The following is a 14,401-nucleotide window of genomic DNA, read 5'->3' as shown; positions in this document are numbered from 1 at the left end:
GGGAGGCTGTCCACCGGTCCGGTGGGCAGCCTCCCGTCCGATCAGGCCGCGGCTAGCGCGCGTCGCGGCTAGCGCGCGTCGCGGCTAGCGCGCGTCGCGGCTAGCGCGCGTCGCGTTCGGCGGCGACGGCCTGCCGCGCCTCGGCCTCGTCGAGGTCGGTACCGCGCGTCTCGCGGACGAGCAGGAGCGCGACCAGGGTGACGACCGCCGCGATCGTCAGGTACAGGCCGACCAGGAAGATGTCCCCGTCCGGCTTCCACAGCGCGACCGCGATCGTCGGAGCGAGGGACGCCCCGAGGATCGACGCGAGGTTGTAGGCGAGCGCGGAGCCGGTGTAGCGGACGTTCGTCGGGAACAGCTCCGGCAGCAGGGCGCCCATCGGCCCGAAGGTCAGTCCCATGAGCGACAGCCCGACGATGAGGAACGTGACGACCGTGATCGGGCCCTGCGACGCGGCGAACCACAGCTGGAAGGTCAGCCCGAAGAGCGCGATGCCGATCGTGGTCGGGATGAGCGTGCGACGACGGCCGAACTTGTCCGCGAGGATCCCGGCGACCGGCGTGAAGATCCCGAAGAACACGACGCCGATCATGAGGAGGGTGAGGAACTCACCGCGCGTGTACCCGAGGCCGACCTTCGGGACCATCGAGGTCGCGGTGGTGCCGTATGCCAGCGTGAAGGTCGTCATGAAGTAGAAGAGCACGTACGTGGCGACCATGCCGAAGGTGCCGACGACGACGGCCTTCCACGAGGTGCGGAACACCCGGGCGAGCGGGACCTTCGCGACCGTGCCGGTCTCCTGGACGCCGCGGAAGGCGGGCGACTCGACGAGCCGGAACCGCACGTAGAGGCCGATGAGCACGAGCACGGCGGACAGCAGGAACGGGATACGCCATCCCCAGGCCTGGAAGTCGGCGTTCGGGGTGCCGTCCGCACCGGCCGGCATGGCGGCGTTGATCGCGATGAACAGACCGTTCGCCAGGAGGAACCCGATCGGAGCGCCGAGCTGCGGCATCGAGCCGAACACCCCGCGCTTGCCCTGCGGCGCGTTCTCGGTCGCGAGCAGCGCTGCGCCGGACCACTCGCCGCCGAGGCCGACGCCCTGGGCGAAGCGCATCACGGCGAGGAGCGCGGGCGCCCAGATGCCGATCGTGTCGAAGGTCGGCAGGCAGCCGATGAGGAACGTCGCCGTGCCCATCACGAGCAGCGAGGCGACGAGGGTCGTCTTGCGGCCGATGCGGTCCCCGAAGTGGCCGAAGAGGACGGAGCCGACCGGACGGGCGAAGAACGCCAGCGCGAAGGTGACGAACGAGGACAGCTGCGACGCGGTCGGGTCCTCGTTCGGGAAGAAGAGCGTCGGGAACACGAGGACCGCTGCCGTCGCGTAGACGTAGAAGTCGTAGAACTCGATGGAGGTGCCGACGAGGCTCGCGATGACGACGCGCGAGCGCGGGTTCGTCTTCGGGGCGGACGTCGGGGTGGCCGGTGCGGCGGTCATGGGCGTGAGAGCACTTTCGCGGTGCGCGCGCTCGCGGGGGAGCGCAGCGTGGGGCCGGACTGCGGACGCCGACCGGTTCGCGCGGGGTGGCGCGGACACCGGGCCGGGTGCGTTCGGGGTGGTGGTCCCGCTCGTGACGGGGTCCTCAGTGTACGACGGATGTCGCCCACCTGCGAATCCGCCCGGAAGGAGCCGTCAGTTGGCCGCGCCGGTCGCGAGGTGGTCGGGGAGCGTGTGGCCCATCCGGTCGCGCTTCGTGTCGAGGTACCCGGCGTTCTGTGCGGAGACACCGACCACCAGGGGGACCAGGGCGTCCACCGCGATGCCGTGCTCGACGAGCTGCCGACGCTTCTCGGGGTTGTTCGTCAGCAGCCGCACGCGCGTGATGCCGAGGTCGGCGAGGATGCCGGCCGCGCCGCCGTACTCCCGGGAGTCGGCGGGGAGCCCGAGCGCGAGGTTGGCGTCGAGGGTGTCGAGCCCGTCCTCCTGCAGGCGGTACGCCTTGAGCTTGTTGATGAGCCCGATGCCGCGCCCCTCGTGCCCGCGCAGGTACACGACGACCCCGCCCTCGGCCGCGATGGTGTCGAGGGCCGCGTCGAGCTGCGGACCGCACTCGCACTTGAGCGACCCGAACGCCTCGCCGGTCAGGCACTCGGAGTGGACCCGGACGAGGGCCCCGTCCCGCGGAGCCGACCCGTCCGGAGCGGTGGCGATCACGGCGACGTGCTCCGCGCTCGTGACCAGGTCACGGTAGGCACGCATCTCGAACGTGCCGTGCGTGGTCGGCACCTTCGTGGCGACCTCGAACTGCACCGGGCTCCCGGGGGTGGCGGAGGTCAGTGCGTCGGTCATGTGGTGCTCCGGTCGGTGGGGGCCCCGTCGACCGCGTGCCCGGACCGCTGCGGGACCGGACGGGCGCGGACCAGCAGATCGGGGCCGAGGCTGGACGTCGACAGTACACGCAACATCCGCGCTCCCTGGATGCTTCCCACCCCGATGTCGTCGAGCGCCACCCGCGGGCCGCCGAGGAGCACCGGTGCCAGGTAGACGAGCAGTTCGTCGGCGAGCCCGGCCGCGATGAAGGCCGACGCGACGGTCGGCCCGCCCTCGACGAGCACACTGTGCACCCCCTGCTCGCGGAGCGACCGCAGGGCGGCGTCGAGGTCGTGACCGGGGATCGTGACGACGCCGCGGGGGTGCCGGTGCAGGGCTGCGTCGGCGGGGAGCTGCCGGTCACCCAGGACGACCGGCAGCGGTTGGTCGGCGAGGAACTCCCCGGCGTCGCCGCGGGCGGTCAGGCTCGGGTCGTCCGCGAGTGCGGTGCCGGTGCCGACCAGGACGGCGTCGTGCGCGGCACGCTGCTCGTGGACGTGCTGTCGGGCTGCGGCTCCGGTGATCCACCGGCTCGTCCCGTCCGCCGCCGCGGCGCGTCCGTCGAGACTCGAGGCCCACTTCACCGTCACCCAGGGACGACCGAGCCGGACGGAGAGGAGCCAGCGCTCGAGGAACGCCTCGGCGTCGTCGGCGAGGACCCCGGACACGACGTCGACGCCGGCAGCCCGGAGGCGGTCGGCCCCACCGTGCGCCGCGGCACCGGGGTCGTCCACGGCGTAGACGACCCGGGCGACCCCGGCGTCGATGAGGGCCACCGAGCAGGGCCCGGTCCGACCGGTGTGGTCGCACGGCTCCATGGTCACGACGGCGGTCGCGCCGCGGAGGAGCGCCGGGTCGACCTTGCGCATCGCGTCGACCTCGGCGTGCGCGGTGCCGGCACCCTTGTGCCAGCCCTCGGCCAACACCTCGCCCGCGGGGGAGAGGACGACGGCGCCGACCCGGGCGTGGTCGCCGACGACGGGGCCACGGGCCGCGAGTTCGAGCGCCCGGCGCATGGCCCGGACCTCGACGTCGCGGACCTCGACGTCGCCGACCTCGGCGTCACCGGCTCCGGTGTGGTCGGCCGGGGTCGTGTCGGGTGCCGTGTCGCTCACGGAGCGAGACTACCGGCGACGTCCGTCTCGGAGCCGGTCGGCCAGGGCAGGTCCGACGCGGGGGTGCCGTCCGCCCGCCGGAGTCCCTTCCACGCGGCGGCGGGGGAGCCGTCCCGGTTCGGGACGAGCGCGTCGCCGCTCCCGGTGTAGGAGAAGCCGGCGCGCCGGGCGACCGCTGCCGAGGCGGTGTTGCCGACGTAGCACTCCCAGTAGACGTCGGGCGCTCCCCGGTCGAACGCGAACCCGACGACGAGCTCGACCGCGTCGTGCACGAGCCCGAGTCCCCGCGCGGCGGGCGCGAGCCAGAACCCGAGGTCACGACGCGCCGTGCGGTAGCTGATCACCCCGTCGAGCCAGGTCGATCCCGGCCGGCGGATCGCCCAGGTGTACTCGCGGTCGGACGCCCACCCCGGGCCGACGAGCGCGTCGACGAACATCTTCGCGTCCTCCGGTCGGTAGGGCTGCGGGATCGTCGTCCACCGCGCGATCTCCGGGTCCTGGCAGGCCTCGGTGATCGCGGCCGCATCGGTGCGGGTGGGGAGGTCGAGCCGGACCCGCGCCGACTCGAGCGTGACGGGGAGCACGGGCGGTCAGCGGGCGCGCGGGACGAAGCCGACGGCGTCGTACACGCGGGCGAGCGTGGCGGCGGCGATCGTCTCGGCACGTTCGGCACCGACCGCGAGCAGGCGGTCGAGCTCGGCCGGGTCGTCGAGGAGCTCGAGGGTGCGGGCGCGCACGGGTTCGAGTTCGGCGACGACGGCGTCCGCCACCGCTCCCTTGAGGTCCCCGTAGCCCTTGCCCACGAAGGACTCCTCGAGCGACGCGACCGGTGTCCGCGTGAACGCGGACAGGATCGCGAGCAGGTTCGTCACGCCCGGCTTCGCCTGGCGGTCCGACCGGATCTCGCGCTCGGTGTCGGTGACGGCGGAACGGATCTTCTTCGCCGTGCGCTTCGGGTCGTCGAGGAGGCGGATGAGACCGTTGTCGGAGGCCGCCGACTTGCTCATCTTGCTCGTCGGGTCCTGCAGGTCGTAGATCCGCGCGGTCTCGGTGCCGATCTGCGCCGTCGGCACGACGAAGGTGTCGCCGAACCGGGAGTTGAACCGGGTGGCGAGGTCGCGCGTCAGCTCGACGTGCTGCCGCTGGTCGTCACCGACCGGCACGACGGCGGTGTCGTAGAGCAGGATGTCCGCCGCCATCAGGATCGGGTAGGTGAACAGCCCGACCGAGGCGGCCTCGGCGCCCTGACGGGCGGACTTGTCCTTGAACTGGGTCATCCGGCTGGCCTCGCCGAAGCCGGTCAGCGTGTTCAGCACCCACGCGAGCTCGGCGTGCGCAGGGACGTGCGACTGCACGAACAGCGTCGACTTCGACGGGTCGATGCCCGAGGCGATGTACTGCGCCGCGGTCGCCCGGGTGCTCGCGCGGAGCTCGGCGGGGTCCTGCGGGGAGGTGATGGCGTGCATGTCGACGACGCAGTAGATGGCGTCGTGGTCGTCCTGCAGGTCACGCCACTGCATGAGCGCCCCGATGTAGTTGCCGAGGTGGAGTGACCCGGCCGAGGGCTGGATGCCGGAGAAGATGCGCGTGCTGGTCATGCGGAGCGTCCTGGTGCTGGTGAGCGAGCGGGGATCAGAGGTCGTAGTCGACGACGACGGGGGCGTGGTCGGACCATCGCTGGTCGTAGGCGTCGGCGCGGTCGACGGTGTACGAGGTCACCGTCGCGGCGAGCTCGGGCGTCGCGACCTGGTAGTCGATGCGCCATCCGGAGTCGTTGTCGAACGCCTGGCCGCGCCACGACCACCACGTGTACGGGCCGGGGACGTCGCCGGCCTGCGCACGACCGACGTCCACCCAGCCGAGGCCCGGACCGGTCGAGCCGTCCGCGCCCTCGATCTGCTCGCCCTCCGCGCCGAAGAACCGGCTGAAGTAGGCGCGCTCGCGCGGCAGGAAGCCGGCACGCTTGACGTTGCCCTTCCAGTTCTTGATGTCGCGTTCGTCGTGCCCGACGTTCAGGTCGCCGACGACGACCGCGAGCGGGTTGTGCGCGCGGAGGGCTGGCAGACGCTCGGTCATCGCGTCGAGGAACTTCCACTTCTCGTCCTGCTTCGGGGTGTCGACCTCGCCCGAGTGCACGTACGTCGACACCACCGTGACGGTCCGGCCACCGATCTCGTAGTCGGCCTCGAGCCAGCGGCCCGCGGAGTCGAAGTCCTCGGCCCCGAGCTCGACGCGGTGCAGGTGGGCCCGGTGCCGCGACGCGATGGCGACGCCCGCGCGGCCCTTCGCGGTGGCCGGGTCGTGCACGACGTCCCACTCGTCGCCGAGCAGACCGGTCAGGTCCTCGGTCGAGGCGCGCACCTCCTGCAGGGCGAGCACGTCGACGTCGCGCTCGACGAGCCAGTCGCCCATGCCCTTCCGGAACGCGGCACGGATGCCGTTGACGTTGACGGTCGCGAGGCGCAGGCGTGTCATGCAGCCACCCTACCGGCGTGCTCCGACGCCCCGGTCGTGCCGGTGACCGGTGACCGGACGACGGACGGGAGGCCCGTCACCAGCTGGTGACTGGCCTCCCGTCCGTGATGGCGACCGCATGGCCGCGCGGAACCGGCGCTGGTCAGGCCGCGTCGTGGTCGGTCTGCAGGAAGTCGACGAGGCTGTCGGCCGTGGTCTCGGCGTCGTCGCCGGTCACGGTCAGGACGACCTCGTCGCCGTTCTCCACGCCGAGGCCGAGCAGGCCGAGGATGCTGCCGGCGTTCGCCGACTTCTCGCCCTTGGCGATGGTGACCTGGTGGCCGGACGCGGTGACGTTCTGGACGAACAGCGACGCGGGGCGGGCGTGCAGGCCGGACGCGCTCGCGACGGTGACGGTGCGGGTGGCTTCGGACATCGATGGACTCCTGTCGATGGGTGGTGCGCTCATGCTAGCGAGCGCCTGGCGGGTGGTTCCCGGGGTGGGGTGGGGCGGGCGGACGACGCGCGGCGGGTCAGTCGCGCCCGGGCCAGAACACCTCGGTGCCGGCGGCTTCGACCTCGCGGACGAGGTCCAGGTTGACGCCGGGGTCGGTGATGATCGTGTCGATCGCGGCGAGCGGGGCGACGCGGCCGAACTCCTCGCGGCCGAACTTCGTGTGGTCGGCGAGCAGGATGCTCCGGCGGGCGGACTTGATCATCGCGCTCTTCACGGCGGCCTCGGCCATGTTGTGCGTCGTCAGTCCGCGCTCGGGGGTGATCCCGTTGATGCTGACGAACGCCACGTCGACGCTCACCATGCCGATGAGCTGGTGCGTCCACGTGCCGACGCCGGCGAGCGAGTCGCTGCGGATGTTGCCGCCGAGCAGGTGCAGGTCGATGCCGGGCCGGTTCGCGACGGCCATGGCGACGGGGAGCGAGTGTGTGACGACGGTGAGGCCGCGGTCGGTCGGCAGGAGCTCCGCGAGGCAGATGGTGGACGTGCCGGCGTCGATCATCACCGAGCCGTTCTCCGGCAGCTCCTCGAGCGCGGCCTCGGCGATCACCATCTTCTCGGTCTGGTTGATGCCGCCGCGGTCCCCGACGCCCGGGTGCAGGGTGACCCGTTCGACGGGGATCGCGCCGCCGTGCGCACGACGGACGAGCCCGCGGCGCTCGAGGCTGGTCAGGTCGCGCCGGATGGTCTCGGGCGTGACGGCGAGCAGTTCGGCGAGGTCCTTCACGTCGACGCGGCCGTGCGCCCGTGCCTGCTCGACGATGCGCTGGTGGCGTTCTGGTGCGTACATCGGTGCCTCGTCGGATCGGAACGGACAAGCTCGGGCAGGATCACCGCGAGTGACCCGCGGCCGGTCGTCCCGGCAGACGCAAACGGGCATCTGTTTCTGCATTTTTATCCCCGGATGTGTTTGTTTGTCAACGCGGGGCGATGTAGGGTGCTGCAGAACCGTCCGGATGCAGCACGCCCCGGACCCAGCACCGCCCCCCGAACCGCCCACCGCTGCTGCGCGTGAGATGAAGGAGTCTCCCCATGTCCGATCTGCTCGGAACCGGCGTCGGTCGCGGCGTTGCCCACGGTCCGGTGCTCCGGATGGCGGACCCGCTGGGAGAGCCGTCGACCGCCGGGCTCGAGGGCTCGGCCGACGACGCGAAGCAGGCCGTGCACGCTGCGCTCGCCGCCGTCGCCGAGGACCTGACGAAGCGCGGGCAGCTCGCTGGCGGTGACGCCCAGGCCGTGCTCGAGGCGCAGGCGCTCATGGCTCAGGACCCGACGCTCCTCGACGACGTGCACGCGCGCATCGACGGCGGCACGAACCCCGAGCGCGCCGTGTTCGAGGCGTTCGCGCAGTTCCGCGACCTGCTCGTCGGCATGGGCGGCTACATGGGGGAGCGCGCGGCCGACCTCGACGACGTCGCGCAGCGCATCGTCGCGAAGCTCCGCGGCGTCCCGGCCCCCGGCGTCCCCGAGTCGGACACCCCGTTCGTGCTCGTCGCCCGCGACCTCGCACCGGCCGACACCGCGCTCCTCGACCTCGACAAGGTGCTCGCCCTCGTCACCCGCGACGGCGGCCCGACCTCCCACACTGCGATCCTCGCCCGCGCCAAGGGCATCACGGCCGTCGTCGGCGTCAGCGGTGCCGACGACCTCGCCGAGGGACAGCAGGTCGTCGTCGACGCCGTCGCCGGCACCGTGGTGACCGACCCGTCCGCCGAACTCGTCGCCGACGTCGAGCAGCGGATCGCCGAGCGCCGTGCCGCCGCCGCCGCACCGCTCACGGCGGGTGCGCTCGCCGACGGCCACGTCGTCCCGCTGCTGGCGAACCTCGGCAGCCCCGCGGACGCGCAGGCGGCGGTGGACCTCGGCGCCGAGGGCGTCGGACTCTTCCGCACCGAGTTCCTGTTCCTCGACGCCCCGACCGCGCCGACGGTGGAGGCGCAGCAGCGGTCCTACGAGCAGCTGCTCGCCGCGTTCCCCGGCAAGAAGGTCGTGGTCCGCGCGCTCGACGCCGGCGCCGACAAGCCGCTGCCGTTCCTGACCGACAAGGACGAGGAGAACCCGGCACTCGGTCGTCGTGGGCTCCGCGCCCTGCGGAACAAGGAGCAGGTCCTCCGCGACCAGCTCACCGCGCTCGCCCGGGCGGACGCGGCCACGGAGGCCGACCTCTGGGTGATGGCTCCGATGGTCGCCGATGCCGAGGAGACCGAGTACTTCGTCGGCCTCGCCCGCGAGCTCGGCATCCGCACCGCCGGCGTGATGGCCGAGGTCCCCTCGCTCGCGCTGATGGCCGAGCAGGTGTTCCGCTCCGCCGACTTCGTGTCGATCGGCACGAACGACCTGACGCAGTACACGATGGCCGCCGACCGCATGCTCGGCACCGTCGCGAGCTACCAGGACCCGTGGCACCCCGCCGTCCTGCGCCTCGTCGCGCAGCTCGGCGCGGCCGGTGCCGACGCCGGCAAGGCGGTCGGCATCTGCGGTGAGGCGGCAGCCGACCCGCTGCTCGCCGTCGTCCTCGTCGGACTCGGCGCCACCACCCTCTCCATGACCCCCGCGGCCCTCGCCGACGTGCGTGCCGAGCTCGGCCAGCACACCCTCGACGAAGCCCGCGAGATGGCGACGGCAGCACTCGCCGCCAGCACGGCAGCGGCCGCCAGGTCCGCCGCCGCGGCTGCGGTCCACGCCGCCTGAGCCGCCCCTCCCACACAGCACCACACCCGATCCCTGCAGCAGCACACACACAGAGAGTCAACGCACATGACAACGTCGTCCGTTGCAGCGCCAGACACCCGCGACAAGTCGCGGGGTGGCGCTCGCGTCGCCGTCCAGAAGTTCGGCACGTTCCTGTCCGGCATGGTGATGCCCAACATCGCGATCTTCATCGCGTGGGGCCTCATCACCGCGTTCTTCATCGAGACCGGCTGGACGCCCGTCGGCGTCCTCGGCGGCTTCGGTGAGACGGACGGCGTGGCCAACATCGGCCTCGTCGGGCCGATCCTGACCTACCTCATCCCGCTCGCGATCGCCTTCCAGGGCGGCCGGATGGTCTACGACACCCGCGGCGCGGTCGTCGGCTCGATCATGGCCATGGGCGTCATCATCGGCGCCAACGGCACGATCATGATCCTCGGCGCGATGATCTGCGGCCCGCTCGGTGCCTGGCTCATCAAGCAGATCGACAAGATCTGGGACGGCAAGATCAAGCCCGGCTTCGAGATGCTCGTGAACAACTACGCGGCCGGCATCCTCGGCTTCGTGCTCGCGCTCATCGGCTTCTTCTGGCTCGCCCCGCTGTTCAAGCTCATCGCCGAGGGCCTCGGTGCCGCGGTGAAGGCGCTCATCGACAGCTCGCTCCTCCCGCTGGCCAGCATCATCATCGAGCCGGCGAAGGTCTTCTTCCTCAACAACGCCATCAACCACGGCGTGCTCGACCAGCTCGGTGCCCAGCAGGTCCAGGAGTCCGGCAAGTCGATCCTGTTCCTCCTCGAGGCGAACCCCGGACCCGGTCTCGGTATCCTCCTCGCCTTCACCTTCTTCGGTGTCGGCATCGCCCGCTCGACCGCTCCCGGCGCGATCCTCATCCAGTTCTTCGGTGGCATCCACGAGATCTACTTCCCGTACGTGCTGCAGAAGCCGATCCTGTTCGTCGCCGTCATCCTCGGCGGTGCGACCGGTGTCGCCACGAACGTCGCGTTCCAGTCCGGCCTCGTCGCCCCGGCGTCGCCCGGTTCGATCATCGCGGTCCTCACCGCGACGGCGAAGGACAGCTACGTCGGCGTCATCCTCTCGGTGGTCCTGTCGGCGGCCGTGTCCTTCGCGGTGGCGTCGTTCTTCCTCCTCGCCAGCCGCAAGCGTGACCTCGCCGCCGGCAACGGCGGCGACATGAGCGCCGCGATGGCGAAGCTCCAGGCCAACAAGGGCCGGGACGTCAACGCCGCGACCTCGGGCCTGCTCGGGAACAACTCCCCGGCCAACGAGGAAGAGGCCGAGGCCTCGCTCGGTGGCGTCGGTTCGGCCAGCACCGCCACGGCGACGCGGATCGAGAACGTCGTCTTCGCCTGCGACGCCGGCATGGGCTCGAGCGCCATGGGTGCGAGTGTCCTGCGCAACAAGATCAAGAAGGCTGGTATCGAGGGTGTGACGGTCGTCAACAAGGCGATCGCGAACCTCTCGGGTGACGAGGACCTCATCATCACCCAGGAGGAGCTCACGGACCGTGCGAAGCAGAAGAACCCGAACGCCCAGCACGTCTCGGTCGGCAACTTCATGAACGCTCCGCAGTACGACCAGGTCGTCGACCAGCTCAAGAACCAGTAAGACAAGAGCACGATGGAGGAGGGGACGGGCGACCGTCCCCTCTTCCGCCGTCATCCACGAACAAGGAGACCCCGAATGCCCGTCCTGCAGGAGAGCCAGATCCGCATCCACACCGAGGACGCCGCGCCGACCAAGTCGGAGGCGATGAAGGAGGCGGCTGCGATCCTCCAGGACGCCGGTGCGGTCACCGCGGACTACTACCCGGCCATGCTCGAGCGCGAGAAGAGCGTCTCGACCTACATGGGCAACTTCCTGGCGATCCCGCACGGGACGAACGACGCCAAGGACGCGATCAAGGCGTCGGCGCTCTCGTTCGTCCGGTACGCAACCCCGATCGACTGGGACGGCAACGACGTCCGCTTCGTCGTCGGCATCGCCGGCGTCAACAACGAGCACCTCGACATCCTCAGCAAGATCGCGATCGTGTTCTCCGACGAGGACCAGGTCCTGGCACTGACCGAGGCGCCCGACGCCGCCGCCGTGCTCGCGATCCTCGGTGAGGTCAACGAGTGAGCACCGCCGTCCACTTCGGCGCGGGCAACATCGGCCGCGGCTTCGTCGGGCTCCTCCTGCACCAGGCGGGCTACGAGGTCGTGTTCGCCGACGTCGCCGCACCGCTCATCGACGCCCTGGCGGCCGCCGACTCGTACACCGTGCACGAGGTCGGTGCCGGCGCGCAGGACCACGAGGTCACCGGCTTCCGGGCCGTGAACAGCGCGCAGGACGAGGCCGGTGTCGTCACCGAGGTCGCGACCGCCGACATCGTCACCTGCGCGGTCGGTCCGACCGTGCTCAAGTTCATCGCCCCCGTCATCGCGAAGGGCCTGCTGGCGCGTTCCGTCGACGCCGCCCCGCTCGTCGTGATGGCGTGCGAGAACGCGATCAACGCCACGGACCGTCTCCGTGAGTTCATCGTCGACGCCCTCCCCGAGGAGGACCGAGCGGCCGTGCTGGCCAAGGCCGTGTTCGCCAACACCGCCGTGGACCGCATCGTCCCCGCGCAGCCCGCCGACGGCGGCCTCGACGTCACGGTCGAGACGTACTTCGAGTGGGCCATCGACCGGACGCCCTTCGCCGGTGCCGAGCCGACGATCCCGGGTGCGCACTACGTCGACGGTCTCGCGGCCTCGATCGAGCGGAAGCTCTTCACGGTGAACACCGGGCACGCCACCGTCGCGTACCACGGTTTCCTCGCCGGTGCGGACAAGATCTCCGACGCGGTCGCGTTGCCGGCCGTGCGCTCGGCCCTCGAGGCCGTGCTCGCCGAGACGAGCGACCTGCTCGTCCGCCGGCACGAACTCGACCCCGAGGTGCACCGCGCGTACGTCGCGGCGATCATCGCCCGCTTCGAGAACCCGCACCTGCCCGACACGGTCACCCGCGTCGGTCGGCAGCCGCTCCGGAAGCTCTCGCGTGACGAGCGCTTCGTGTCCCCGGCGGCAGCACTGGCGGAGAACGGCACCGAGCCGACCGCACTGCTCGACGCGATGGCCGCCGCGCTCCGCTTCGACGTCGCGGACGACGAGCAGAGCGTCGAGCTCCAGGCGTTGCTGCGCTCCGACCGGTCGGACGCCGACATCGCGTCCGAGATCATCGGTCTCGGCGGCGAGCACCCGCTGCACGCGTCCTTCACGGGACGGGTCGGAGCGGCGCGGGCCTGAGCGTTCGCGACTCCGAGACGGACGGGAGGCCCGGGACCAGCTGGTACCGGGCCTCCCGTCCGTCCGGGGGCCGGGGCGTACCGTCGTCGCCATGACGAAGCACTGGGTCGCCCCGCGGTTCGGCGGCAGCGAGGTCCTCGAGTACGTCGACACCGAGGTCGCGCCGCCCGGGCCCGGCGAGGTCACCATCGACGTCCGCGCGGCCGGCATGAACCCCGCCGACACGAAGCACACCCGGCAGGGAGACCCGTCGGACCTGCCGATCCCGGTCGGGTACGAGGTCGCCGGCGTCCTCAGCGCCCTGGGGCCGGGGACGGAGATCGCGTCGGGCGGCGGCGCGGTCGGCGACGAGGTCCTCGCCTTCCGCATCGCCGGTGGGTGGGCGGAGCGCGTCACCGTCCCCGCCGCCGACGTGTTCGCGAAACCGGCACGGTTGGGCTTCGCCGAGGCGGCCAACCTGCTGCTCGCCGGAGCGACGGCCGCCGACATGATGCGCGTCACCCGGACCGAGGGGCGGGACACGATCGTGGTGCACGGCGCCTCCGGCGCGGTCGGCGTCGCCCTCCTGCAGCTGCTGCGCCCCCTCGGCGCGCGGGTGATCGGCACCGCCTCCGAGCGCACCGCCGACACGGTCCGACGACACGGCGGCGAGTGGGTCGCGTACGGCGACGGCCTGGAGGCACGGATCCGGTCGCTCGCACCGGCCGGCGTCGACGTGGCCCTCGACTGCGTCGGGAGCGACGAGGCGGTCGACGTCTCGCTCGCGCTGGTCGCGGACCGCAGCCGCATCGTCACCATCGCCGCCCCCGGGCGTGCGGAGCAGGACGGCTTCACGGCGATCGGGGGCGCGCAGCCCGAGAGCAAGGCCTTCCGTGACGCGGTGCGGCAGCGGCTCGTGGACCTCGCGGCCGCAGGGCAGTTGACGGTGCCGGTCGCGCGCACGTTCCCGCTGGCCGATGCCCGGGCCGCGGCGGAGCTGCTGGAGTCCGGCCACCCGGGCGGGAAGCTCGCCCTCGTGCCCTGAGCGGGCGAACGGCGGTCGTCGTGGAACGACACCGTGTCCGATGTGTCGGTCGTCGGAGTGGGCGGCCTCCTGCCAGACTGGGCGCAGCGCGTGGGGACAGCATGCGGGGGAGTGGCGTTTCCGCGACCTGGTCGTGGACGGTGCTGGTGCTCCGTCGCGGTCGACTCCGGGCGCCTCGTGCCCGTTCGGAGGAAGGAACCCCGTGAGCGACCAGTACCCCCCGCAGGACCCGTACGGGCAGCAGTCCCCGTACGGCCAGCAGCCGTCCTCCGGTCCGTCCGGAGCGAGCCCGTCGGGTGCCGGGCAGACGGCGCCGGGCGAGCAGTCGCCGTACGGCCAGCAGCAGGCACCCTACGGGCAGCGGCCGTACGGCCAGCAGCAGCCGTACGGGCAGCAGCCGTACGGGCAGCAGCAGCCCTACGGCCAGCAGCAGCCCTACGGCCAGCAGCAGACACCGTACGGGCAGCAGGCGCCGTACGGGCAGCAGCCGGGGCAGTCGGCGCAGCAGCAGTCGTTCGGCCGCTCGCCGGCGACGCAGGGGGAGCCGCCGCTCTGGGCGCCCTGGTACGGCATCCCCTTCCCGCAGGCCTTCACGCGGTTCTGGAAGAAGTACGTCCGGTTCGACGGCCGTGCCAGCCGGAGCGAGTTCTGGTTCTGGGCGCTGTGGTGGTTCATCGGCAGCGCCGCCGCGAGCATCGTGGAGAGCGTCATCGGTGCCGGCGACTCCGAGTGGGTCAGCGGCCTGTGGGGACTCGCCACGCTCCTCGGGTTCATCGCGCTGACGGTGCGACGCCTGCACGACGTCGACATGTCGGGCCTCCTCGCCCTGCTCTTCATCATCCCGCCGGTGGGCGCCGTCTTCGCGCTCGTCATCGGGCTCCTGCCGTCCGTGCCCGCAGGTGCACGGTTCGACGAGCCGCACCGCGGCTGACCACATCCGACCAC

The 14,401-nt window shown here is 71.8% G+C and carries 14 protein-coding genes; 6 read left to right on the top strand and 8 right to left on the bottom strand.

Annotation, left to right across the window (positions count from 1 at the left end; all coding sequences use genetic code 11):
- Positions 1-100: 100 nt before the first annotated feature.
- From DEI91_RS06135 to DEI91_RS06100, 8 genes are all read right to left on the bottom strand, one after another.
- Positions 101-1,498: an MFS transporter gene (locus DEI91_RS06135; protein ID WP_111051447.1), complete on the bottom strand. Its 1,398-nt coding sequence runs from the start codon at positions 1,496-1,498 to the stop codon at positions 101-103.
- Positions 1,499-1,693: 195 nt separating this feature from the next.
- A complete protein-coding gene (gene ribA, locus DEI91_RS06130) occupies positions 1,694-2,350 on the bottom strand; it encodes a GTP cyclohydrolase II (RefSeq protein WP_111051446.1) in 657 nt (218 codons plus the stop codon).
- Complete coding sequence (gene ribD / locus DEI91_RS06125; protein ID WP_111051697.1) at positions 2,347-3,387, bottom strand: bifunctional diaminohydroxyphosphoribosylaminopyrimidine deaminase/5-amino-6-(5-phosphoribosylamino)uracil reductase RibD; 1,041 nt, start codon at positions 3,385-3,387, stop codon at positions 2,347-2,349. Before ribD ends, ribA begins: the two co-directional genes overlap by 4 nt.
- Before the next feature lie 95 nt (positions 3,388-3,482).
- On the bottom strand, positions 3,483-4,070 hold the full coding sequence (locus tag DEI91_RS06120) for a GNAT family N-acetyltransferase (RefSeq protein WP_111051445.1): 588 nt from the start codon (positions 4,068-4,070) through the stop codon (positions 3,483-3,485).
- A 6-nt stretch (positions 4,071-4,076) separates the two neighbouring features.
- Positions 4,077-5,084, bottom strand: a complete 1,008-nt coding sequence (gene trpS, locus DEI91_RS06115) for a tryptophan--tRNA ligase (protein ID WP_111051444.1) — start codon at positions 5,082-5,084, stop codon at positions 4,077-4,079.
- Positions 5,085-5,118: 34 nt separating this feature from the next.
- On the bottom strand, positions 5,119-5,961 hold the full coding sequence (locus DEI91_RS06110) for an exodeoxyribonuclease III (protein ID WP_111051443.1): 843 nt from the start codon (positions 5,959-5,961) through the stop codon (positions 5,119-5,121).
- A gap of 142 nt (positions 5,962-6,103) precedes the next feature.
- Positions 6,104-6,376 (bottom strand): HPr family phosphocarrier protein, encoded by a 273-nt coding sequence (locus DEI91_RS06105; protein WP_111051442.1) that lies wholly within the window; start codon positions 6,374-6,376, stop codon positions 6,104-6,106.
- Between the two features lie 97 nt (positions 6,377-6,473).
- Positions 6,474-7,244: a DeoR/GlpR family DNA-binding transcription regulator gene (locus DEI91_RS06100; RefSeq protein WP_110824569.1), complete on the bottom strand. Its 771-nt coding sequence runs from the start codon at positions 7,242-7,244 to the stop codon at positions 6,474-6,476.
- A gap of 242 nt (positions 7,245-7,486) precedes the next feature.
- Between DEI91_RS06100 and ptsP the strand changes: the two genes are divergently transcribed.
- The 6 genes from ptsP (at position 7,487) to DEI91_RS16455 (ending at position 14,387) form a co-directional block, all read left to right on the top strand.
- Complete coding sequence (ptsP, locus tag DEI91_RS06095) at positions 7,487-9,145, top strand: phosphoenolpyruvate--protein phosphotransferase (protein ID WP_111051441.1); 1,659 nt, start codon at positions 7,487-7,489, stop codon at positions 9,143-9,145.
- Positions 9,146-9,211: 66 nt separating this feature from the next.
- Positions 9,212-10,771, top strand: coding sequence for a PTS mannitol transporter subunit IICB (locus DEI91_RS06090; RefSeq protein ID WP_181439507.1), 1,560 nt, complete (start codon positions 9,212-9,214; stop codon positions 10,769-10,771).
- A 75-nt stretch (positions 10,772-10,846) separates the two neighbouring features.
- Positions 10,847-11,284: a PTS sugar transporter subunit IIA gene (locus DEI91_RS06085; RefSeq protein ID WP_111051439.1), complete on the top strand. Its 438-nt coding sequence runs from the start codon at positions 10,847-10,849 to the stop codon at positions 11,282-11,284.
- Positions 11,281-12,432 (top strand): mannitol-1-phosphate 5-dehydrogenase, encoded by a 1,152-nt coding sequence (locus DEI91_RS06080; RefSeq protein ID WP_111051438.1) that lies wholly within the window; start codon positions 11,281-11,283, stop codon positions 12,430-12,432. The genes DEI91_RS06085 and DEI91_RS06080 overlap by 4 nt, the downstream gene beginning before the upstream one ends.
- Positions 12,433-12,523: 91 nt before the next feature.
- On the top strand, positions 12,524-13,456 hold the full coding sequence (locus tag DEI91_RS06075; RefSeq protein WP_111051437.1) for an NADP-dependent oxidoreductase: 933 nt from the start codon (positions 12,524-12,526) through the stop codon (positions 13,454-13,456).
- Positions 13,457-13,658: 202 nt separating this feature from the next.
- Positions 13,659-14,387 carry a DUF805 domain-containing protein gene (locus DEI91_RS16455; RefSeq protein ID WP_258374307.1) on the top strand — a complete coding sequence of 243 codons (729 nt, stop codon included), beginning with the start codon at positions 13,659-13,661 and terminating at the stop codon, positions 14,385-14,387.
- The last annotated feature ends 14 nt before the right edge of the window (positions 14,388-14,401 follow it).

Source organism: Curtobacterium sp. MCBD17_032 (assembly GCF_003234855.1).
GTDB lineage: Bacteria > Actinomycetota > Actinomycetes > Actinomycetales > Microbacteriaceae > Curtobacterium.
Note: the sequence above shows the minus strand (reverse complement) of the source record. Positions and strands in the feature narration are given on the sequence as shown.